The 21,150-nt window shown below is 75.8% G+C and carries 17 protein-coding genes; 11 read left to right on the top strand and 6 right to left on the bottom strand.

The window, feature by feature from the left end; genetic code table 11:
* Positions 1-30 precede the first annotated feature (30 nt).
* Entirely contained in the window at positions 31-996 is a 966-nt protein-coding gene (locus tag ACI78S_RS06690; protein WP_456971452.1) for a cyclase family protein, read from the bottom strand.
* Between the two features lie 130 nt (positions 997-1,126).
* On the opposite strand from ACI78S_RS06690, the gene efeB reads away from it, so the two are divergent.
* The 3 genes from efeB (at position 1,127) to ACI78S_RS06675 (ending at position 5,790) form a co-directional block, all read left to right on the top strand.
* On the top strand, positions 1,127-2,383 hold the full coding sequence (gene efeB / locus ACI78S_RS06685) for an iron uptake transporter deferrochelatase/peroxidase subunit (protein ID WP_456971451.1): 1,257 nt from the start codon (positions 1,127-1,129) through the stop codon (positions 2,381-2,383).
* Positions 2,384-2,578: 195 nt separating this feature from the next.
* Positions 2,579-4,207 carry a protein kinase domain-containing protein gene (locus ACI78S_RS06680; RefSeq protein ID WP_456971450.1) on the top strand — a complete coding sequence of 543 codons (1,629 nt, stop codon included), beginning with the start codon at positions 2,579-2,581 and terminating at the stop codon, positions 4,205-4,207.
* Between the two features lie 89 nt (positions 4,208-4,296).
* Positions 4,297-5,790 (top strand): protein kinase domain-containing protein, encoded by a 1,494-nt coding sequence (locus tag ACI78S_RS06675; RefSeq protein ID WP_456971449.1) that lies wholly within the window; start codon positions 4,297-4,299, stop codon positions 5,788-5,790.
* A gap of 4 nt (positions 5,791-5,794) precedes the next feature.
* On the opposite strand, the gene ACI78S_RS06670 is transcribed toward ACI78S_RS06675, so the two are convergent.
* On the bottom strand, positions 5,795-6,316 hold the full coding sequence (locus tag ACI78S_RS06670; RefSeq protein ID WP_456971448.1) for a hypothetical protein: 522 nt from the start codon (positions 6,314-6,316) through the stop codon (positions 5,795-5,797).
* Between the two features lie 165 nt (positions 6,317-6,481).
* Between ACI78S_RS06670 and ACI78S_RS06665 the strand changes: the two genes are divergently transcribed.
* A complete protein-coding gene (locus ACI78S_RS06665) occupies positions 6,482-7,759 on the top strand; it encodes a competence/damage-inducible protein A (protein ID WP_456971698.1) in 1,278 nt (425 codons plus the stop codon).
* An 82-nt stretch (positions 7,760-7,841) separates the two neighbouring features.
* Positions 7,842-10,190 carry a hypothetical protein gene (locus ACI78S_RS06660; RefSeq protein WP_456971447.1) on the top strand — a complete coding sequence of 783 codons (2,349 nt, stop codon included), beginning with the start codon at positions 7,842-7,844 and terminating at the stop codon, positions 10,188-10,190.
* A 447-nt stretch (positions 10,191-10,637) separates the two neighbouring features.
* Here the strand turns inward: ACI78S_RS06660 and ACI78S_RS06655 are convergent, their stop codons facing one another.
* Positions 10,638-10,952, bottom strand: a complete 315-nt coding sequence (locus tag ACI78S_RS06655; protein WP_456971446.1) for a hypothetical protein — start codon at positions 10,950-10,952, stop codon at positions 10,638-10,640.
* A 98-nt stretch (positions 10,953-11,050) separates the two neighbouring features.
* On the opposite strand from ACI78S_RS06655, the gene ACI78S_RS06650 reads away from it, so the two are divergent.
* The 4 genes from ACI78S_RS06650 (at position 11,051) to ACI78S_RS06635 (ending at position 16,040) form a co-directional block, all read left to right on the top strand.
* Positions 11,051-12,670, top strand: a complete 1,620-nt coding sequence (locus ACI78S_RS06650; RefSeq protein WP_456971445.1) for an acyl-CoA dehydrogenase family protein — start codon at positions 11,051-11,053, stop codon at positions 12,668-12,670.
* Between the two features lie 134 nt (positions 12,671-12,804).
* Positions 12,805-14,901, top strand: coding sequence for a putative bifunctional diguanylate cyclase/phosphodiesterase (locus ACI78S_RS06645; protein WP_456971444.1), 2,097 nt, complete (start codon positions 12,805-12,807; stop codon positions 14,899-14,901).
* The gene (locus ACI78S_RS06640) at positions 14,898-15,704 is read left to right on the top strand and encodes an NYN domain-containing protein (protein ID WP_456971443.1); all 807 of its coding nucleotides are present in this window, start codon (positions 14,898-14,900) and stop codon (positions 15,702-15,704) included. Before ACI78S_RS06645 ends, ACI78S_RS06640 begins: the two co-directional genes overlap by 4 nt.
* 99 nt (positions 15,705-15,803) lie before the next feature.
* Positions 15,804-16,040 carry a hypothetical protein gene (locus tag ACI78S_RS06635; protein WP_456971442.1) on the top strand — a complete coding sequence of 79 codons (237 nt, stop codon included), beginning with the start codon at positions 15,804-15,806 and terminating at the stop codon, positions 16,038-16,040.
* Between the two features lie 54 nt (positions 16,041-16,094).
* Here ACI78S_RS06635 and ACI78S_RS06630 read toward each other — a convergent pair whose 3' ends face one another.
* A complete protein-coding gene (locus ACI78S_RS06630) occupies positions 16,095-17,981 on the bottom strand; it encodes a putative bifunctional diguanylate cyclase/phosphodiesterase (RefSeq protein ID WP_456971441.1) in 1,887 nt (628 codons plus the stop codon).
* A gap of 189 nt (positions 17,982-18,170) precedes the next feature.
* On the opposite strand from ACI78S_RS06630, the gene ACI78S_RS06625 reads away from it, so the two are divergent.
* Complete coding sequence (locus ACI78S_RS06625) at positions 18,171-18,809, top strand: flagellar brake protein (RefSeq protein ID WP_456971440.1); 639 nt, start codon at positions 18,171-18,173, stop codon at positions 18,807-18,809.
* 3 nt (positions 18,810-18,812) lie between these two features.
* Here the strand turns inward: ACI78S_RS06625 and ACI78S_RS06620 are convergent, their stop codons facing one another.
* Positions 18,813-19,349 (bottom strand): ATP-binding protein, encoded by a 537-nt coding sequence (locus ACI78S_RS06620; protein ID WP_456971439.1) that lies wholly within the window; start codon positions 19,347-19,349, stop codon positions 18,813-18,815.
* 137 nt (positions 19,350-19,486) lie between these two features.
* On the opposite strand from ACI78S_RS06620, the gene ACI78S_RS06615 reads away from it, so the two are divergent.
* The gene (locus ACI78S_RS06615) at positions 19,487-20,164 is read left to right on the top strand and encodes a GAF and ANTAR domain-containing protein (protein ID WP_456971696.1); all 678 of its coding nucleotides are present in this window, start codon (positions 19,487-19,489) and stop codon (positions 20,162-20,164) included.
* Here the strand turns inward: ACI78S_RS06615 and ACI78S_RS06610 are convergent.
* A complete protein-coding gene (locus ACI78S_RS06610) occupies positions 20,161-21,105 on the bottom strand; it encodes a nucleoside hydrolase (RefSeq protein WP_456971438.1) in 945 nt (314 codons plus the stop codon). The two genes, ACI78S_RS06615 and ACI78S_RS06610, sit on opposite strands and share 4 nt — an antisense overlap.
* Positions 21,106-21,150 lie beyond the last annotated feature (45 nt).

Raw genomic sequence — 21,150 nt, 5'->3', positions numbered from 1 at the left:
CTGTGCCCACGTCGCCGCGGGCGGGTCAGCTCACTTGATCGCGAGCGGGTTGCAGGGGGAGCCGGCGGCCAGGCGGATCTTCAGCGGGGCGGCGGCGTAGAGGAACGTGTACTGGCCGTCCTCGGCGCAGCTGGCGGCGAGCCCCTCGAGGTCGGCGATCTCGCTGAAGGCCACGCCGAGGTTGCGCATGAGGGCGCAGTGCAGCGGCAGCGCGGTGCCGTTGTTCGGGTCGAAGGTGACCTCGTTGGCGATCGTGTCGGTCACCAGGTTGGGGATCTCCATGTCCTGGAACCACCGCACCAGCTCGGGGCTGTAGACCAGCCCGGGCTCGTTGAAGCCCTCGTAGAACGCATCCCCCAGGTCGTGGAACAGCTGCAGGAAGTTCGTCCGGACCAGCAGGACGTCGCGCTTCTCGATCGGGGTCCCCTGCGCCTCGGCGCAGGCCACGAGGTCCTCGTGGGTGAACGTCTCGCCCTTGTCGAGGCTGTCCTTCCCGCGGAAGCGGGCCATGTCGAGCAGGATGCCCCGGCCGACGACGCCGCGTTCGGCGATGGGCAGGACGCTGGCTCGGTCCATCCCGCCGACCGTGGTGCGCGCGTCGTAGCCGTTCCAGATCTTCCCGCCGTACCAGACGTGCCCCAGCGCGTCGTACTGGGTGGACCCCTGCAGGAAGGCGTCGATCTTGTCGTCGGCGTAGTGCAGGCCGCCCGGGAACTGCGGCGCCCCCTCGCCGTCCCAGCTCGACTCGTCGAGGATCTGGGTCCGCGTGGCGGGCGTGCGGCCGGGCCACACCGGGTCCCCCTTGGGGTCGCCGATCAGCCGCTGGAGGGTGTGCACCTCGCCCTTCTTGACGTGCCGGACCCCGCGGAGGACCTCGTCGGCGGTGAGGTAGTTGAGGCAGCCCACCTCGTCGTCGTCGCCCCACTTGCCCCAGTTGGTGGGTGCATCGGCCAGCACCTCCGTCATGTCGGGGGCGGTGGGCTGCGGGCTGGCCATGGGGGATCTCCCGTCGTCGCGGCATCGAGGACCCGGCCGGGGCCGCACCCGCGGCCGGTGTGCTCACCGTCACAGCACCCTCGCGGGCACGTCAAGCCGCGCATCACCGACCCTGGAGGGGATGGCGGGGATGGACGCAGAGCCGGCGGGGGTGTCGCGCCGACGGCTGCTCGGCTGGTTCGGTGCCGGCACCGCGGGGGCGCTGGTGGCCGGCGCCGCCGGCGGCGCCATCGGGCGGGCCACCGCCGAGGACGAGCCGGCCGCGCCCCCCGCCCCGGTCGCGACCGCGAGCGACGCCGTCCCGTTCCACGGGGCGCACCAGGCCGGCATCGTCACCCCCGCCCAGGACCGGCTGCACTTCGTCGCGTTCGACGTCGTCACCGACAGCCGCGACGAGCTCGTCGCGATGCTGGAGGGCTGGACCGTCGCCGCCCGCCGGCTGGCCGCGGGGGAGGACGTCGGGGACGGCGACAGCGGCGAGGCGCAGGGGCTGCCGCCCTCGGGGCTGACGCTCACCGTCGGCTTCGGCCCGACCCTGTTCGTCACCGAGGACGGCGTCGACCGGTTCGGCCTGGCCGCCCGCCGGCCGGCGCCCCTGGCGGCGTTGCCGGAGTTCCCCGGTGACGCGATCGACCCCGCGATCAGCGGCGGCGACCTGTGCGTCCAGGCGTGCGCCAACGATCCGCAGGTGGCGGTGCACGCCGTCCGCACCCTCGTGCGGCTGGGCGCGGGCGTGGTGCGTGTCCGCTGGTCCCAGCTCGGGTTCGGCCGCACCTCGTCGACGTCGACCGGGCAGGCCACCCCCCGCAACCTGTTCGGCTTCAAGGACGGCACCGCCAACCTCAAGGCCGAGAACGGGTTGGCGCTGGACCGGTTCGTCTGGGTCGGCGGCGACGACGGCGCCGGCTGGCTGGCCGGCGGCTCCTACCTGGTCACCCGCCGGATCCGGATGCTGCTCGAGACCTGGGACGGCACGACGGCGCAGGAGCAGGAGCAGGTCATCGGCCGCACGAAGGGCACCGGGGCCCCGCTCGGGCAGCGGCAGGAGTTCGACCCCGTCGACTTCGCCGCGCGGGTGGAGGGGCGGCCGGCGATCCCGGAGACCTCGCACGTGTTCCTCTCCCACCCGGCCCAGGCCGGGACGGCGATCCTGCGCCGCGGCTACAGCTTCGTCGACGGCTCGGACCCGGACGGCCGGCTCGACGCCGGGCTGTTCTTCATCGCCTACCAGCGCGATCCCGCGACCGGGTTCGTCCAGGTGCAGCGGAACCTGGCGGGCGACGCCATGAACGCGTTCACCCGGCACACGTCCTCGGCGGTCTTCGCCTGCCCGCCGGGGGTCCGGGACGACGCCGACTGGTGGGGTCGGACACTCTTCGACGGTTGATCCGGGCGAAAGCCCAGGTGGTCACCGCGCGGATCGGTCCGTCACGGCCGACCGTGCCTTATCGTCGGTGGGGCATGTGTGAGGCGTGTGCCTTCCGGGAATCCTGTGACCCGGGTGGCGCCCGCTGCGCGTGCCACGGGGCGGCAGTGTGGCGGCCCGCAGAACGTCGGGCCGGAGCGCGAGGAGTGACCCACGGTGGTCGAACCAGGTCGACGGTGCCTGGGTGACCGCTACGAGCTGGAGGAGCTCATCGCCGCCGGCGGCATGGGCCAGGTCTGGCGCGGTTGCGACATCCTGCTCGGCCGCCCGGTCGCGGTGAAGGTGCTGCGCAGCGAGTACACCGGCGACCCGACCTTCCTCGCCCGCTTCCGCGCCGAGGCCCAGCACGCCGCGTCGCTGTCGCACCCCAACATCGCCGCCGTCTTCGACTACGGCGAGGTCGTGGCCGAGGACGGCAGCGGCGAGACCCTGGCCTACCTGGTGATGGAGCTGGTCGAGGGCGAGCCGCTCTCGGCGGTGCTGCGCCGCGAGGCCCCGCTGGACGTCGCCGCCACGCTGTCGGTGCTGCGGCAGACGGCCTTCGCCCTGGCCGACGCGCACCGGGTGGGGATGGTCCACCGCGACGTCAAGCCGGGCAACATCCTGGTCCGCGACGACGGCAGCGTGAAGATCACCGACTTCGGCATCGCCTGGTCGGCCGGCAGCGTGCCGCTGACCCGCACCGGCCAGGTCATCGGCACGGCGCAGTACCTGTCGCCGGAGCAGGCCGAGGGCAAGCACGCCACCCCGGCCAGCGACGTCTACGCGCTGGGCCTGGTCGGCTACGAGTGCCTGACCGGTCGCCCCGCGTTCGAGGGCGACAACCCGGTCACCATCGCGCTCAAGCAGGTGCGCCAGGCGCCGGAGCCGCTGCCGGATGACCTGCCCCGGGGCATCCGAAGCCTCGTCACACGGGCCCTCGACAAGGACCCGGCCGCCCGCTTCCCCGACGGCGCCGCCTTCGTCGGCGCGATCGAGAGCGTCCTCGCCGGCCGCGAGCCCGAGACGGTGGCCGTCGAGCGGCCCGCCGCCGCGGTGCCCCCGCCGCCCCGCCGGCACCCGGCCGACCCGCCGACCCAGGTGCACGCGGCCGGCGGCGGCCCGCGGACGGGCTCGCAGGCCCGCCCGCCGGCGCGCCGGCGGCGGTCGATGGCGATCGTGCTGCTCTCGCTGCTGCTGCTGGCGGCCGGCGCCGGCGTCGGGTTCCTGTACCTGCAGCGCGCCGCCGACGACGGCCGCTCCTCGCCCGCGGCCGCCACCCAGAAGCTCGACAGCGAGGACATCGTGCTCAGCGCGGCCGACTTCGTCGGCCGGCCGGTGGACGAGGTGGTCGGGGAGCTCAGCGAGCTCGGCCTGGAGGTCCAGCTCAAGCCGGTGGTCGACCCCGCCGCCCAGCCGGGGCAGGTCACCGACGTCGGCCCGGCGGGCACGCAGCTGCGGGCCGGCGACGTCGTCGTCGTCACCTACGCCCGCGACCCCGGCGCGCCGCCGCCCTCGACCGGGTCGGTCGGCTCGGCCGCCCGGGGCGAGCAGGCGCCGGCCGAGGAGACCACCACCGAGGAGCCGCTCACCGAGGCCGCCGAGCCGACCGGGACGACCGAGGCGGCGGCGCCGACGACGAGCGCGGACGGGACGACGGCGCCGGAGACGACGATGCCGAGCAGCCCGCCGACCTCGACCTCGGCGCCGACGAGCACGAGCGCCGACCCGGGCACCCCGACGTCCACCACGCAGCAGTCGCCCGTCACCGGCGACCGGGACGACTGGGACGACGGCGAGGACTGATCCGCCGAGCGTCACCCGTCCGTGCACCCAGGTGTGCGCAGACCTCCCCCGGGGCAGGGGAGGGCCTGGTCGCGGGAGGGGAGACGTCGGTGGTCGCACCGGGCGGGCCGCCGCTGGGCGGTCGGTACGAGCTCGGGTCGTTGCTGGCCACCGGCGGCATGGGGCAGGTCTGGCGCGGCCGTGACCTGCTGCTGGGCCGGCCGGTGGCGGTCAAGGTGCTGCGCAGCGAGTACACCGGCGACCCCACCTTCCTGGCCCGGTTCCGGGCCGAGGCCCACCACGCCGCCCGGCTCGTGCACCGGAACGTCGCGGCCGTCTTCGACTACGGCGAGGTGCCGGCCCGGGACGGCGCGGGGGAGCACCTGGCCTACCTGGTGATGGAGCTCGTCGACGGCGAGGCCCTCTCGGCCGTGCTCGCCCGCGAGGGGCGCCTGCCCGTGGGCCGGGCGCTGGACCTGCTGCGGCAGGCGGCGGCCGGGCTGGCGGTCGCGCACGCCGCCGGGGTGGTGCACCGCGACGTCAAGCCGGGCAACCTGCTCCTCGGCGACGACGGCGTCGTCCGCGTCACCGACTTCGGCGTGGCCTGGTCGGCCTCCGACGTGCCGCTGACGCAGACCGGGCAGGTGGTGGGCACCGCCCAGTACCTCTCCCCCGAGCAGGCCGAGGGCGGCCGGGGCGGCCCGGCGGCCGACGTCTACGCCCTCGGCATGGTCGGGTACGAGTGCCTCGCCGGCCGCCGCGCGTTCGACGGCGGCACGCCGGTGCAGATCGCGCTGCGGCAGATCCGGGAGGAGCCGGCGCCGCTGCCCGACGACGTGCCGGGCCCGGTGCGCGAGCTGATCGCGCGGGCGCTGCGCAAGGACCCCGCCGAGCGGTTCCCCGACGGGGCGGCCTTCCGTGCCGCCGTGGACGACGTGCTGGCCGGTCGCCCGCTGCCGGCGGGGCCGCCGACCCGGCGGCTCCCCGCGGCGCCGTCGTCGCGGCGGAGCGCGCTGCGCGTGCTGGCCCCCGCGGCCGCGCTGGTGGTGGGGGCGGTGATCGGCGTGGGGACGCTGCAGCTGCTGGGCGAGCCGCCGGCGGTGCCCCCGGCCGCCGCCGGCACCCCGACGGCCGACGGTGTCGTGCTGCGCTCCGGTGACCACGTGGGCCGGCCGGTGGACGAGGTGGAGGGCGCCCTGGTCGCCGCCGGCCTGCGGGTGACCCGCGTGCCCACCCCGACCGGCGAGGTGGCGCCCGGCACCGTGCTGGCGGTCGGCCCGGTGGGCACGCTCGCCCCCGGCGACCTGGTCACCGTGACCCACGCGGTGGCCCCGCCGTCCCCGTCCCCGTCAGCGTCGCCGGTGGCGACCTCCCCGAGCGCGGCGGTGCGGGTCGGGGCGACCGCCGAGGCCCCGGCTCCGGCGCCTGCCCCGGCCCCCGCCCCGGTGGAGGCCGTCAGCGGGGGCACCGAGGCGGCCGGGACCGCGGACACCGGCAACGGCCGCGGCCAGGGCAACGGGAACGGCCGGGGTCAGGGCAACGGCAACGGCAACGGGAACGGTAACGGCGGGGGCGGCGGGAACGGCAACGGCCGGGGCGGGTGACCGCTCAGGGCCGGCGGGCCGGGGCGATCCAGAGGGCCACGCCGAGGCAGCCGAGCGCGGCGGTGAGCACGAAGCCGCGGTTCGTCGTCGCCTCCGGCAGCACCACCAGCACCCAGAAGACCGCCAGCCCGGTCAGCCCCGCGGCGGAGGTCTTCCAGGCGCGGTCGTTGCGCAGCTGCCGGGAGCGCACCGAGGCGAGCACGCACAGCAGGACGGCGGCGGTGGCGAAGCCGGCCCAGAGCGGGGCAGCCGTCCACAGCCGTTCCTCGCCCCCGAGGCCCAGCAGCAGCCCAGTCTCCAGCAGCACGGCGGACGCGAGCACCAGCAGGCGGACGGCGGCGGTGCCCCGCCTCGCGCGCACCCGCGGCACCGCGGGGGCCGGCGGGCGCGGCAGGCCGTCGACCGGACCGGTCGGCTGCACCGGCGCCGGCGGGGGGACGGCGGGGCCGTCGTCCCGGACCCGGTTGCGGGTCAGCCGCACCGTGCGCTGCGCGCTCGTGCGCGGGGGAGGTGGGGAAAGGGACACGCCGCTCCTCCTGGCTGCCGGGACGGACCCGTGCGCCGGATCCGCTGCGCTCGGGACGCTAGCCACGGCGCGCCCGTCGTCCCCGGCAACCGCGACCGCGGGTCGGGAGCGTCGCTGCTGTCCGCAGCCGGACGGGTGCATCCCGGTTAGGGTCGCCGGGTGGGCATGCGCGCCGGCATCGTTGTCACCGGTACCGAGGTCCTGACCGGCCGGGTCGCCGACCGCAACGGTCCGTGGCTGGCAGAGCAGCTGCGCGCGCTGGGGGTCGACGTCGGGCACGTCGTGGTCGTGGGGGACCGGCCGGACGACGTCCGCTCCGCTCTGGAGTTCCTCGTCGGCTCCGGCGTCGGGCTGGTCGTCACCTCCGGCGGCCTCGGGCCGACCGCGGACGACCTCACCGCGCAGATCGTCGGCGACTTCCAGGGCCGGCCGTCGGCCGTCGACCCCGCGCTGGAGCAGCGGATCGGCGGCATCGTCGAGCGGCTGATGGCCCGCCGGGGGTGGCGGGCCGACCCCGAGGCGACCGCGGCGGGGGTGCGCAAGCAGGCGTTGGTGCCGGAGGGGGCCACCGTGCTCGAGCCGGTGGGGACGGCGCCCGGGCTGGTCGTGCCCCCCGCCGGGGGCCGCAGCGGGCCGCCGGTGCTGGTGCTGCCCGGCCCGCCGGCGGAGCTGCAGGGGATGTGGCCGGCGGCGCTGGCCGCCGAGCCGGTCCGGCGGGCGCTCGCCGACCGCACCGAGCTCCGGCAGGAGACGCTGCGGCTGTGGGGGACGCTGGAGTCGCAGCTGGCGGCCACGCTGCGGGACCACGACGCCGAGCTGGGCGGGTTGGAGATCACCACCTGCCTGCGCGAGGGCGAGCTGGAGATCGTCACCCGCTACCGGCCGGAGGCGCAGGAGGCCTACGGCCGGCTCGTCGCGGCCGTGGAGACCGACTTCGGCGGCACCCTCTACTCCCGCGGACCGACCCTCGACGAGCTCGTCGCGCAGGCGTTCGCCGACCGCGGGCTCACCGTGGCCACGGCGGAGTCGTGCACCGGGGGGCTGCTGGCGGCCCGGCTGACCGAGCGGCCCGGCTCGTCGGCGTGGGTGCTCGGTGGCGTGACCGCCTACGCGAACCGGGCCAAGGAGCAGTTGCTGGCCGTCCCGGCCGACGTCCTCGCGGAGCACGGCGCGGTGAGCCCCGAGGTCGCCGCCGCGCTGGCGGAGGGCGCGCGCCACCGCTTCGGCGCCGACATCGGCGTCGGCATCACCGGGATCGCCGGGCCCGGCGGCGGGACGCCGGACAAGCCGGTCGGCACCGTGCACCTGTGCGCGGTCGGACCGGACGGGCGCGAGGTCCGGTCGCTGCGCGTGCCCGGCTCGCGGTCGGCGGTGCGGGCTCGGTCGGTGGTCGTGGCGATGCACCTCCTGCGCGTCCTGCTGCTCGGCGGCCCGCCGGCCTGACGGACGACCCCGCAGCCGGCTGGAGCGGGGAATTGCGGCAGGTCGCGTTTCCCGTGCCGCGCTCCTGCCTACCGAAGGAGGCATGCCCGAGCCCACGGGTGCAGCGGCCCAGCAGGAGCCGCTCCCCCACTCGTGGGCCCGGCGTGCGCTGATCTTCCTGCTCTTCACGGCCGGAGGGCTGCTCGCCCTCCTCCTCGTGAGCGGGCCCGCCCGCGCCGAGGAGCCGGCGCCGGGACCGCTCTCCACCGGGCTCGGACTGCTCGAACCACCGACGGAGTCGGCTGACCAGCCGGCGCCTGCCCCGGAGCCGTCGGTCGCTCCCGCTCCCGTGGTGGAGGCGGTGGCCGACGTCGCCGCTCCCGTCGTCCCCGCTGCGCCGGTGGTCGAGGACGTCGCCGCCCCGGTCGCCGAGGCCACGGCGCCGACCGCCGGGACGCCGACGGCCACGGCGCCGACCGCCGGGACGCCGACGGCCGAGACGCCGACGGCCGAGACGCCGACCGCCGGGACGCCGACGGCCGAGACGCCGACCGCTGAGCCGGCGCCGCAGGACGCGGCTCCCTCGCCGGCTCCGGTGCCGACTGCCCCGCTGCCGGCACCGGTGACCGACGTCGTCCTCCCGGTGGTGGAGGACGTGGCCGCGCCCGTCGTCGACCCGGTGTCGGAGCCCGCGCCCCAGGCGGCACCCCCCGCAGTCGACGAGGACGCGGCCGACGCACCCGTGGCGGAGGCGGTGTCGGGGCCTGCTGACGAGATGTCCGCTCCCGCGCCCGCTGTCGCGGAGGACGTGGCAACCCCTCCGGTCGTCGACGTCCTCGGCCCGGTGCTGCAGGACGTGGCGACGCCGACGCTGCCGGTGACGGAGGTCGGCGTCCCGGTGGTGGACGAGGCCCTGACGCCGACGCTCGAGCAGACCGGTTCCTCGCTGGTCGACGAGGTCGTGGCTCCGGTCGTCGACGACGTGATCACGCCCGTCGACGGGGTTGCGACACCGGCGATCGACGCGGTTCCCACGCCGGTGACCGACGTCGTCAGCCCGGTCGTGGATGTGGTCGTGCCCCCGGTGACCGACGTCGTGGTGCCGGTGGTCGATGACGTGGTCGTCCCGGTGACCGAGGTCGTCCCCCCGGTGGTCGACGTCATCGCGCCTGTGGTCGATGGGGTCGTCGTGCCGGTGGTCGAGGACGTCGTGGCGCCCGTGGTGACTCCTGTCGTGGAAGCCGTCGCGCCGGTCGTGGACGTCGTCACTCCGGTGACCGACGTCGTGGTGCCTGTGGTCGATGACGTGGTGCCGGTGGTCGATGACGTGGTCGCCCCGGTGACCGAGGTCGTCCTCCCGGTGGTCGACGTCATCGCGCCTGTGGTCGATGGGGTAGTCGTGCCGGTGGTCGAGGACGTCGTGGCGCCCGTGGTGACTCCGGTCGTCGAGGTCGTCAGCCCGGTCGTGGATGTGGTCGTCACCCCGGTGGTCGAGGATGTCGTGGCGCCCGTGGTCGACCAGGTCGTGCCCCCGGTGGTCGATGTCGTCGTGCCGGTGGTGGAGGTGCTGCCGCCGGTGGTCGGCGAGGTGCTCGCGCCGGTGGTCGAGGTCGTGATCCCGGTCGTGGATGACGTGGTCGTCCCGGCGGTCGAGGTCGTCCCCCCGGTGGTCGAGGTCCTCACCCCGATCACCGACGTCCTCGTGCCGGTCGTGGTGCCGGTGACCGACGTCGTGACCCCGGTGGTCGACCACGTGCTCACTCCGGTCATCGAGGACGTGCTGGCGCCGGTCGTGGACAGCGTCGTGGTCCCCGTGGTCGAGGTCCTCGCCCCGGTCATGGCGCCGGTCCTGGACGGTGTCGTGGTCCCCGTCGTCGGAGTTGCGGCGCCGGTCGTGGACCAGGTGCTGACCCCGGTCGTGGGCGGAGCGGTGACCCCGGTCGTCGCGCCGGTGCTCGACGGCGTCGTCGCCCCCGTCGTGCAGGACGTCGTCGCCCCCGTCGTCGCTCCGGTTGGCGGTGACGTGGCCCCTGCCGTCGAGGGTGCGGAGTTCCGCGTCGCCGGCGCCGAGCCCGTGGCGACGCCGCTCGACACCGCGGTGCCTCAGGTCGCCGGGGCCGCCGAGGCGATCCCGGCCGCCGTCGTCGGGCCGGCCCTCGCCCTCTCGACGCTTCCGTCCGACACCGCCTCCACCACGGTCCGGACGTCCGCACAGCAGGTTCCGGTCGAGGACAACCGGACCGCTCCTGCTCCCCGCTCCGGCGGGCCGGCCGAGGTCCCGACCTCGGCGCCGCCGTCGTCCTCTGCGGGTGGCGGCTCGGCCGCGCCCGCCTTCTTCGCCGTGTTCCCCGCCGGGGCGCGGCACCCGGAGCTCGTCGGCACGGTCTGCGCTGACCCGGCCGACGCCCTCCGCAACGGCTCGGATCCCGAGCCGTCCACCTCGCCCGACTGAGGTCCCTCCGGGCCGGTCCCCCCGCGCGTCCGCGTGACGCCGGGCGGGCCGGCCTTTCCCGATCCGCCGTCCGGACGCCGCTGCGTCCGGGCGGTCCGGGAGGAGGGACCCGTCGTCGTGCCCAGGCTCCGCCGGGTCCGGCGCGGCCCCTCCGACCGGGACCGGCGGTGCTGCCCGACCCGTCACGGGGCGGGTCGGGTGGTCCTCCGCCGGGGCGGCCGCTTCGTGTCCGCCCGGGTTTCACGGGGCCGGGCGGGCACGGGCGGCGCGCCAGAGCAGGACGCAGGCCGCGCCGTGTCCGCCCGGGATTCACGGGGCCGGACGGCCACGGGCGGCGCACCAGAGCAGGACGCAGGCCGCGCCGTGTCCGCCCGGGATTCACGGGGCCGGACGGCCACGGGCGGCGCACCAGAGCAGGACGCAGGCCGCATCGTGTCCGCCCGGGATTCACGGGGCCGGGCGGGCACGGGCGGCGTCGTCCACGACCACACCGGCGATCTCCGACCGCGGCGTCCACCCGTTGACCCGACCGTTGTCGCCGGCGACCAGCACCCGGTCGCCTCGCTCGTCGACGACCCGGTGCAGCCACCAGCGGCCGCCGACCCGCACCAGGGCGATGCGGCCCTGCACGCTCTGGCCCGGTGCCGGACGGCGGAGCCGTACGCGCTGCACGGTCGCGATCGCCGGCCGCATCGAGGTGCCGAGCGCCACGAACCACTCCTCGGCGGCACCCTCGCGCAGCCGTCGGGCAACGGCGCCCATCGTCCTCTGGCCGGCAAGTCGGGGCCCACGCACGCGGGGATCATGCCGGAGGGCGCCGATGGTGTCGCCCGTTCCCTACCGGCCGGTAGCGTCGCGCCATGAGCACCACCCACGAGGTGACCAACCAGGTCCCGCCGCTGGTCGGCCACGACCCGATCGCCGGGGATGCCGCGCTCGCCGAGGCCTGCGTCCGCCACGCCGGCGAGGAGGCCCTGGAGTCGCTGGCCGAGCTGGGCCGGCTCGCCGGGAGCGAGCAGGCGCAGGAGTGGGGGCGGCTGGCCAACGAGAACCCGCCGAAGCTGCGCACCCACGACCGCTACGGCCACCGGGTCGACGAGGTCGAGTTCCACCCCGCGTGGCACGAGCTCATGCGCACCGCCGTCACGCACGGCCTGGCCGGCGCCCCGTGGGCGAGCGCCGACCCCCACCCGCACGTCCGCCGGGCCGCCGGCTACCTCGGCTGGACCCAGGTCGAGATGGGCCACGGCTGCCCGGTCACCATGACCTACGCCGTCGTCCCCGCGCTGCGGCGCAACCCCGAGCTCGCCGCCCGCTACGAACCCGGGCTCACCGCACGGGCCTACCAGTTCGGCCTCGCCGAGCCCACGGCCAAGCCGGGCCTGATCGCCGGCATGGGCATGACCGAGAAGCAGGGCGGCTCCGACGTCCGTGCCAACAGCACGCGCGCGGTCCCCCGGGCCGACGGCACCTACGCCCTCACCGGGCACAAGTGGTTCACGTCCGCGCCGATGAGCGACCTGTTCCTCGTCCTCGCCCAGCTCGACGAGGGGGTCTCCTGCTTCCTCGTCCCGCGGGTCCTCCCCGACCACAGCCGCAACGTGTTTCACGTGCAACGCCTCAAGGACAAGCTCGGCGACCGGTCGAACGCCTCCAGCGAGGTGGAGTTCGACGGGACGACGGGCTGGCTGGTGGGCGAGCCCGGTCGCGGCGTCCCGACGATCATCGAGATGGTCAACGTGACCCGGCTGGACTGCGTGCTCGGTTCGGCGGCCACCGTCCGCGCCGCGCTGACGCAGGCGGTCCACCACGCCGACCACCGCCGGGCCTTCGGCGCCCTGCTGGTCGACCAGCCGCTCATGCAGAACGTGCTGGCCGACCTCGCCGTCGAGAGCGAGGCGGCGACGGCTCTGGCGATCCGGCTCGCCGCCGCGCTCGACGCCGGGGAGTCAGACTTCCTCCGCCTGGCCGGCGCCGCCGCCAAGTTCTGGGTGTGCAAGCGGACGGCGGCCACGGTGGCCGAGGCGCTGGAGGTGCTGGGCGGCAACGGCTACGTCGAGGACTCCGGGCTGCCCCGCCTCTACCGCCAGGCCCCGCTGAACTCCATCTGGGAGGGCTCGGGCAACGTCATCGCCCTCGACGTCCTGCGGGCCCTGAGCCGGCACTCCGACTCCCTCGCCGCGGTGACGGCCGAGATCGAGCTCGCCCGCGGCGTCGATCCGCGTTTCGACGACGCCGTCAAGCGGCTGGCCACCGAGCTCGGGGATCCGGACCAGCTGCCGCTGCGCGCCCGGCGGGTGGCCGGCCTGCTGGCCCTCTGCCTCCAGGGCTCGCTGCTCCTGCGGTTCGCGCCGTCCGCCGTCGCCGATGCGTTCTGCGCCACACGTCTCGGCGGCGACTGGGGCGCGGTCCTGGGCACTCTCCCGGCGGGAACGGCGACCCGCAAGATCGTCGATCGCGCGCGAGTCACACCGGTGTGACTCACCGCTGTCCCCCGCTACTCTCGGAGGGAGCGCCGGCGGCGAGGACGCAGCCGGCGTCGTCCAGGTCGGTCGGTCCGCGGTGCCCCGCGGCCGGGTCCGACGCGCCGCAGGGGGAGCAGGAAGCGGGCAGCGTGGAGTCTCACGACGTCGACCGGACGCCGGTCCGTCACGACCCGCTGCAGGGCATCTCCGATGCCGTCTACCAGCTCGACCGCAGCTGGCGCTTCACCTACGTGAACCCGGCCGGGGAACGGCTGCTGCGGGTCACGGCCGACGAGCTGCTGGGGCACACGCTCGAGCAGTGCCGCCCCGAGGTCGCCGGCACGCTGCTCGCCGACCAGCTGGTCACCGTCGTGAGCGACGGCCAGCCGCGGGCGTTCGAGTACGTGCACGAGCCGTCGCAGCGCTGGTACGAGATCCGGGCGACCCCCGACTCCTTCGGCGTCACCGTCTTCGTGCGCGACATCGACGAGCGGCGGCGCGCCGACCTGGTCCGCCGGGCCCGGACCGGCCAGCTGACGGCGATCCTCGAGGCGCTACCTGCGGCGACCGTCCTGGTCGGGGAGGACGGCCGCATCCTCACGGCGAACCGGGCATGGGCGGTCAGCGGTGAGCTGCTGCGCCAGAACGGCCACGAACCGGGTGCCGTGGGCGACGACTACCTGGCGTGCATGGCCAAGGGGCTGGATCCCGACGACCACGCCGCGATCGAGAACGGCCTCGAGCAGCTCCTGGACGGGCCGGAGGACGCCCCGCCCTTCGACCACGAGTACTCCACCCGCCTCGGCCCCGGCGTCGCCTGGTTCCGGCTGCAGGCCTCCCGGGTCGCCGGGACCCGGCAGGTGGTGATCAGCCACATCGACGTCACCGAGCGGGTGGTGGGGGAGCAGGCGCTGGCCTGGCAGGCCCGGCACGACGAGCTGACCGGGCTGCCCAACCGGTCGCGGCTGCTCGAGCTGGTCGCCGACGCGCTGCACGACCCCAGCGGGCGGCCCACGGCCCTGCTGCACCTCGACCTCGACGGCTTCAAGACGGTCAACGACTCGCTGGGCCACCAGGTGGGCGACGCGCTGCTGCGCCAGGTGGCCTACCGGCTGGTCGAGCAGGTGCGACCGGGCGACGCCGTGGGCCGGCTGGCCGGGGACCAGTTCCTCGTGCTGGCCCGCGACGTGGACAGCAACGAGGCGGCCGCGCTCGCGTTCCGGCTGCAGAACTCGTTCAGCGCGCCGTTCCCCGCCGAGGGCCTGGCCGTGCCGCTGTCGGCGAGCATCGGCGTGGCGGTCGCCGAGCCGGGCACCACCGACGCGCACGGCCTGCTCAGCGACGCCGACTCGGCCATGTACGCGGCCAAGGCGTCCGGGCGTGATCGGGTGCACCTCTTCTCCGCCGGCCTCCGCGACGCCGCGCGCTGGCGCCTCGAGGTGGCCAGCCGGCTGCGCGACGGCGCCCTCGACCAGCTCGTCGTCCACTACCAGCCCGTGGTGCGGCTCGACACCGGCGCGATCGAGGGCGTCGAGGCGCTGGTGCGCTGGCAGCACCCGGAGCGGGGCCTGCTGCCGCCGGACGCCTTCCTGTCGGTGGCCGAGGAGACCGGCCAGCTGATCCCCATGACCCGCTGGCTGCTGCACGAGACGAGCCGCAACGCCGCGCAGTGGGCGGCCGAGGGGCTGCCGCTGCGCATCGCGGTCAACATCAGCGCGCGGCACTTCGCCACCGAGACCCTCGTGCGCGACGTGCGCGCGGCCCTGCGCGAGTCGGGGCTGCCACCGGAGCAGCTCACGCTGGAGCTGACCGAGACCAGCCTCGCGGAGGACCCCGCCCGCGCCGAGGAGCAGCTGTCGGTGCTGCGCTCCTTCGGCGTCCGGGTGGCCATCGACGACTTCGGCACCGGCTGGTCCTCGCTCGCGCAGCTGCTCGCCCTGCCCATCGGCACGCTGAAGATCGACCGGTCGCTGCTCAGCGCGGCGCAGCAGGCCTCAGCGGCGGGCAGCGGTGACGTGCTGGCGGCCATCGTCGCGCTGACGCGCACCCTGGGCATCCGGTCCGTCGCCGAGGGGGTCGAGACCCCCGAGCACCTGCGGCTGGTCCGCGAGGCGGGGTGCGACCTCGCGCAGGGCTGGCTGCTGGGGCAGCCGATGCCGGCCGAGCGGGTGTCGCCGTGGGTGCGCGCCGTGAAGGCGGCCGGGGGCGACCGCTGTGCGCTGGCCGTGGAGGGTCAGCGGCGTTGACCGACCGCCCGGCCCGGCGCCGGGTGCGCCGGGCCAGCGCTCCCGCCGGGCCGCCCCGGCCGGCCACCGACCTCGCCGGCGTCGTCGCCGCACCGAGCGGGCACACTGCGGAGGTGCTCGAGACCCCGGCCCTGGACGACGACCCGGCACGCGCACCGGCCGACGGCCGGCCGCGACCGCCGCTCGACCTGCTCATCTGGGACGCCCCGAACATCGACATGACCCTGTCCACGGTGATCGGGGCCCGGCCGACGGCGGAGACCCGGCCGCGGTTCGACGCCATCGCCGCGTGGTTCGTGGACGGCGCGGGCGACCCGGCGGCGCCGGACGCCCCCGAGGTCGAGGCGTGCGTGTTCGCCAACATCCCGCCGGTCGTCGGCAGCCTGCAGCGGTGGGTGGAGGCGCTGCGCAGCTTCGGCTTCGCCGTGTTCGCCCGGCCCAAGACGCAGCCGGACGACGACATCGACCAGGACATGCTCGACCACATCTCCGTCCGGGCGCACAGCCACCGGCTGCGTCGGTTGGTGGTGTTCTCCGGGGACGGGCGCAACTTCGCCGAGCCGCTGGAGGAGCTCGCCCGGCGAGGGACCCAGGTCGTCGTCGTGGCCTTCAGCGAGGTGGCCGGCTACGCGATCAGCTCGGACCTGCTGGAGTTCATCGACATCGAGGACGTGCCGGGTGCCTTCGCCGCGCCGCTGGACCGGGTCCGGCTCGACGCCCTGCCGCCGGACGGCGCGTGGCTGCGCCCCACGCGCAGCCTGCGGGAGTTCGTCAGCAGCTTCACCGCCCGCCGCGGGGGCTGACCCGTCACGGCCCGCGGTCGGGCCGACGTCCGGCCTGGCGCGTGTCCGCCGCCGCCGTCCGGGGAAGGAGCGCGGTCGACACCGGCTCGGGGAGGGGCGATGGCGGTCTGCGAGGTCTGCGGCAACGACTACGACATGAGCTTCGAGGTGATCGCCGCGGGGGCCCGGCACACCTTCGACAGCTTCGAGTGCGCGATCCACAAGATGGCGCCGGTGTGCGAGCACTGCGGCTGCAAGGTGATCGGCCACGGCGTCGTGGTGGACGGGCACTTCTACTGCTGCGCGCACTGCGCCCGGCACGAGCACGCGGGCGCCGCGGTCGCCGACTCGGCCTAGCCGGCCGCCCCTCGCGGAGCGCGGCGGGCACGCGCACGCGGCCCGGCTGACACGTCAGGCCGGGAGGGCCGCCTCCACGGGACGGCGCGGAGCGGGCAGCGGTGCGGCGTCCAGCTCGCCGGGCCGCTGCTGCCCGGCCGGGAGCGGCCGCGCGAACAGGTAGCCCTGGGCGTGCGAGCACTGCAGGGACTGCAGCACGCTGCGCTGGACGGCGTCCTCGACGCCCTCGGCGACCACGTCGAGCCGCAGGCTGCGCGCCAGCTCGATGATCGAGGAGATCAGCGTGCGCGAGGCGCCGTCCTGGGCGAGGTCGGTGACGAAACTCCGGTCGATCTTGATGATGTCGGCGGGCAGCCGGCGCAGGTAGGACAGGCTCGAGTAGCCGGTGCCGAAGTCGTCGATGGCCACCCGGACGCCCAGGGCGCGCAGCGCCAGCAGCCGGTCGACGACGCGGTCGACGTCCTGCACCAGCACGCTCTCGGTGACCTCCAGGGTCAGCTGCGCGGCGGGCAGGCCGGTGTCCTCCAGGGCGCCGGCGACCGTGGCGACGATGTCCTCCTCCGCCAGCTGGCGGGGGGAGAGGTTCACCGCCATCCGGATCGGCCGGCCGGCCTCCTGCGACCAGGCGACCGCCTGGCGGGCGGCCTCCGCGAGCACCCATGCCCCGATCGGCACGATCAGGCCGGTGTCCTCGGCGAGCGGGACGAACTCGGCGGGGGAGACCATGCCGCGCTCGGGGTGGTGCCAGCGCAGCAGGGCCTCGTAGCCGGTGACCTCGTACCCCACGGGCTCGCCGCCGGAGAGCGAGACGACCGGCTGGTAGTGCACCTCCAGCTGCCCCTCGTCCAGCGCGACCGACAGCCCCTCGACCAGCTCCACCTTGCCGCGCGCCGCCTCGTCCATGCCATCGGCGTAGACGACGACTCGGTGCTTGCCCTGCGCCTTGGCCAGGTACATCGCCAGGTCGGCGTTGCGCAGCAGCGTCCCGGCCGTGCGCTCGGCGGCGGTGGTCGTGTCCGCGACGCCGATGCTGACGTGCACGACGTGGCTGCGGCCCGCGACGGTCACGGGGTCGCTGAACGCGGCCAGGACCCGCGCGGCGACGGCGCGGGCGGTGCGCGGACCGTCGGCCACGACGACGGCGAACTCGTCACCGCCGAGCCGGCCCACCACGTCCTCCGGGCGCACGCAGCCGGCAAGGCGGGCGGCGACGGCGGTGAGCAGCTGGTCGCCGGTGGTGTGCCCGCGCGCGTCGTTGACGGCCTTGAAGTCGTCGACGTCGAGCAGGACGACGCTGACCGGACCGCGGGAGCGCTCCAGCAGGCGGGCCGCCGCCTCGGCCAGCGAGGTGCGGTTGGCCAGGCCGGTCAGCGGGTCCTGCAGGCCCTGCTGCTCGTTGAGCCGCCAGGCGGCGAGGTTGGCCAGGCTGGCCGCGAGGACGAACGCCCCGTGGATGCCGGCCCAGATCCACGGCTGCTCCTGCGCCTGGGCCGTGCCGAACACGTCGTGCGGGTGGGCGGTGCCCAGCAGGCCGTGGTGGGCGATGGTCAGCAGCAGCGCGATGCCGAACGGCGTCCAGTCCTGGTACAGCGACACCAGGCCGACGACGACGAAGAAGGAGAAGTGCGCCTCGGTGACGCCGTCCAGGAGGTGGACGAGCAGGATGGAACCGCCCAGCAGGCTCAGCGTCGTCGCGGCCGCGCGCACCTTGCGGCTGAACTCGGCGGGCAGGGCGAACGCCAGCGGCAGCAGCAGGGCCACCGCGCCGGTCAGCGCGGAGAGGGCCGAGGAGCCGGTCAGCAGCGCCAGGGCGGCGAGGCCGGCGGCCTGCAGCGTGGCGATGCGGACGATGACGGTGTGGCGCCGCCGCCAGACGGCCTCCGGCAGCAGCCGGCCCTCGGGGAGCAGCGCGGCGAGACGCCGGGGGATGGAGGTCAGCACGCCCTCCCATCGGCCGGACCCGTCCGATCCTTGACCCTGCGTGAGCGGCTCACCCTTGCGGGTGAGCGCCCCTGTCGGCGGGTCTGGTGCGGAGCGGAACGTGACGATCCGCGTGACGGCTACGGTTCGTCACCGCGCGGTCTGCTCGGGTGGCGCCCGGAGGCCGCGGAACCAGATCGGAGTGACCACATGATCAGCGAGCCCGGCGTCGACCACCCGGAGGAGCAGAGCGAGGCCGAGGTGACGCTCAGCAGCCGGGGCGTCTCGGTCAGCACGCGCGTGGAGGTGGTCGGGTCCGGTTCGCTGGCGGTGCGGCCGTCGGTCGGCGAGTACGTCGAGCAGGTCGTGGTCACCGAGGGCGACGCGGTCGAGGTCTTCTGGATCTGCGGCGACGAGACCCGTGCGCTGCCGGCCGAGGTGGTCGCGGTCGAGCACGGCGCCGCGCCGCGCTGGCGGCTGCGGACCACCGGACCCGCCGAGGTCACCCAGCGGCGCACCGCCGTGCGCGCCCGGCTGGCGCTGCCCGTGGAGGTCGGCTACGGCAGCGTCGAGGTGGAGGGCGAGTCGGTCGACCTCAGCGAGGCCGGCCTGCGGGTGGCCGCCGAGGGCTTCGGCGTCCCGCCGGAGACCGGCGCGACGGTGGACCTGCTCGTCCAGCTCGAGGACGCCCCCCTGACCACCGAGGCCGAGGTGGTGCGGCTGCAGACCCGCGGCACCCGCTGGCTGCTCTCGCTGCGCTTCGTGGGTCTGCCGGAACGGGAGGGCGACCGGGTGCGCCGGCGCGTGTTCCAGGCGCTGCGCGAGGAGCGCGCCAAGCGCGGCGCGTGACGCTCAGTCGCCCCAGGGGAACTCGGGGGAGCGCGGCTCCGGCAGCCGGTCCCGCGCGGCCTCCAGCTCCTCGCGCCCCGAGGGCAGCCGCGCCCACACGTGCTTGCGGCCCGGCCGCTGCTCCCAGCCGAAGTCGACGGAGAGCTGCGCCACCAGGTGCAGCCCCATGCCGCCCAGCGCGGGGTCACGGTCCACCGCCGGGACGGGCGGCTTCTGCGGCGCCTCGTCGCTGAGGTCGAGCAGCCAGCCGTCGGGCCCGGCCACCACCAGCGCCCGCACGTCGCCGCCGCCGTGCCGCAGCGCGTTGGAGGCCAGTTCCTCGAACACCAGCAGCAGCCCGTCGCGGGCGTCGTCGGTGGACTGCGAGCTCACCGAGGGGTGGGCGATGCGGGCCCGCAGGTCGGCGCGCACGCGCGAGACCAGGGGCATCGACGCCAGCTGCCAGTGCCAGACGTCGCCGGGCACCGAGGGGACCGGGGCGCACGGCCAGGTCTCGAGGGCCGGTGGGGGACCGGGGTCGCGGCTCGGCTCCTGGGCCATCCCTCCCCCTCGCGTCGGCTCCGCAGGCGCGCCGGGAGCGGACCCGGCCGCTCCCCATCCTGGCCGAAACGGTCCCGTCGCGCAGAGGGGACCCGGAATCTCCCGAGCGGGTTGGCAAACTGATCATCGTGGAGCAGATGCTGCGGGAGCTCAGCCGGGTCGTCCTCGCCGGACGCGGCCTCGACGACGTCCTGGGCGAGATCACCGACCTCGCCCGGCGCAGCATCCCGGGCGCGGAGTCGACGTCGATCACCCTGATCCGCGGTGACAAGGGGTTCACGGCCGCGCACTCCGGCGAGATGGCGCTGGTCGCCGACGAGCTGCAGTACGCGCAGGGGTACGGCCCGTGCCTGGACGCCGGCCGCGGCAACGTCGTCCTGCGCATCGACGACGTGAGCACCGAGACGCGCTGGCCCGACTACGTCTCCCGCGTGCAGGAGGTGGGCGTGCGCAGCTCGCTGTCGGTGCCGCTGCCCTACCAGGGGAGCAGCATCGGCGCCCTGAACATCTACTCGTCGCAGCCGGCGGCCTTCGCCACCCCGGACTCCCTGGAGGCCGGTCTCGACGTCGCCGAGGCGATCGCGGTCGCCGTGGTCAACGCCGACGCCCACGCCCAGCTCGGCGAGCAGGCGCGGCACATGCGGGTGGCCATGGACTCCCGCGCGGTGATCGAGCAGGCCAAGGGCGTGCTGATGGCGCAGCGGCACATCGACGCCGACCAGGCCTTCGAGGTGCTGCGCGAGGCCTCGCAGCGCTACAACCGCAAGCTGCGCGACATCGCCACCGGCATCGTCGCCTCCACCCAGCAGCGCTAGAGGGAGCGGGCCAGCTCCGCCAGCCGCTCCACCAGGAACTGGACGGCGGCGGGGCTGTCGACCGTCTCCGCCACCGCGACGGCGCCGTCACCGGCCCAGACCGTGCGCCGGTCCACCAGCGTCTGCCCGCGCCCGGCACCCAGCGTGGTGTCGACGACGACCGAGCGGCGCACCGTGCCCAGCGTGCCGGGGACGATCGCCTCGGTGAGCGCCAGCGCGTCGTGCACGACGACGCCGCTGGTGCCGTACGAGCCGCGGGCGTGGTCGAGGTAGTGCCGGAGGATCGCCGCGGCCTGCGCGCCCACCGGACCGGCGCCGGCGAAGCGGGCGATCCCCTCCTCGGTCAGGACCGTGGGGACGGTCACGTCGAGGCCGACCATCGTCGTGGGCAGCCCGGCGCCGAACACAGCCTGCGCCGCCTCGGGGTCGGCCCACACGTTGAACTCCGCGGCCGCGGTGACGTTGCCGCCGAACGACGCCGACCCGCCCATGACGACCAGCCGCCCGATCCGCCGCGCCGCCTCGGGGAAGACGCCGAGCAGCAGGGCGATGTTCGTCAGCGGCCCGATGGCGGCCACCGTCACCGGCTCGGAGGAGGACAGCAGCAGGTCGGCGAGGGCCACGACCGCCGGGCGGGGGTCGACGGCGGCCGGGGACGGCGGCAGCTCCACCCCGCCCAGCCCGGCGGTGCCGTGCACGTGCCCGGCCCGCTCCGCCTGCGGGTGCACCAGCGAGGCGGCGGCGCCCGCGGCGACCGGCACGTCGCTGCGGCCGGCGAGGTGCAGCACCCGCAGGGCGTTCTCGGTGGTCCGCGCCAGCTCCACGTTGCCGTGCACCGTGGTCACCAGCCGGAGGTCGACCTCGGGGCTGGCCAGCGCCAGCAGGATCGCCAGGGCGTCGTCGATGCCGGGGTCGGTGTCGATCACCAGGGGGGTGGGCACCCGGTCATCCCACCAGAGGACCGGTGCCGGGTGACGCGCCGTCCC

The sequence above is a fragment of the Geodermatophilus sp. SYSU D00815 genome (assembly GCF_054050035.1).
This window is presented reverse-complemented; position numbering and strand designations above follow the sequence as displayed.

What these genes read in the sequence shown, in the direction of transcription:
- ACI78S_RS06650 (WP_456971445.1), top strand. Translation starts at nt 11,051, where the DNA reads ATGAGCACCACCCACGAGGTGACCAACCAGGTCCCGCCGCTGGTCGGC.
- ACI78S_RS06615 (WP_456971696.1), top strand. Translation starts at nt 19,487, where the DNA reads ATGCTGCGGGAGCTCAGCCGGGTCGTCCTCGCCGGACGCGGCCTCGAC.
- ACI78S_RS06625 (WP_456971440.1), top strand. Translation starts at nt 18,171, where the DNA reads ATGATCAGCGAGCCCGGCGTCGACCACCCGGAGGAGCAGAGCGAGGCC.
- ACI78S_RS06655 (WP_456971446.1), bottom strand. Translation starts at nt 10,952, where the DNA reads ATGGGCGCCGTTGCCCGACGGCTGCGCGAGGGTGCCGCCGAGGAGTGG.
- ACI78S_RS06690 (WP_456971452.1), bottom strand. Translation starts at nt 996, where the DNA reads ATGGCCAGCCCGCAGCCCACCGCCCCCGACATGACGGAGGTGCTGGCC.
- ACI78S_RS06660 (WP_456971447.1), top strand. Translation starts at nt 7,842, where the DNA reads ATGCCCGAGCCCACGGGTGCAGCGGCCCAGCAGGAGCCGCTCCCCCAC.
- efeB (WP_456971451.1), top strand. Translation starts at nt 1,127, where the DNA reads ATGGACGCAGAGCCGGCGGGGGTGTCGCGCCGACGGCTGCTCGGCTGG.
- ACI78S_RS06620 (WP_456971439.1), bottom strand. Translation starts at nt 19,349, where the DNA reads ATGGCCCAGGAGCCGAGCCGCGACCCCGGTCCCCCACCGGCCCTCGAG.
- ACI78S_RS06665 (WP_456971698.1), top strand. Translation starts at nt 6,482, where the DNA reads ATGCGCGCCGGCATCGTTGTCACCGGTACCGAGGTCCTGACCGGCCGG.
- ACI78S_RS06635 (WP_456971442.1), top strand. Translation starts at nt 15,804, where the DNA reads ATGGCGGTCTGCGAGGTCTGCGGCAACGACTACGACATGAGCTTCGAG.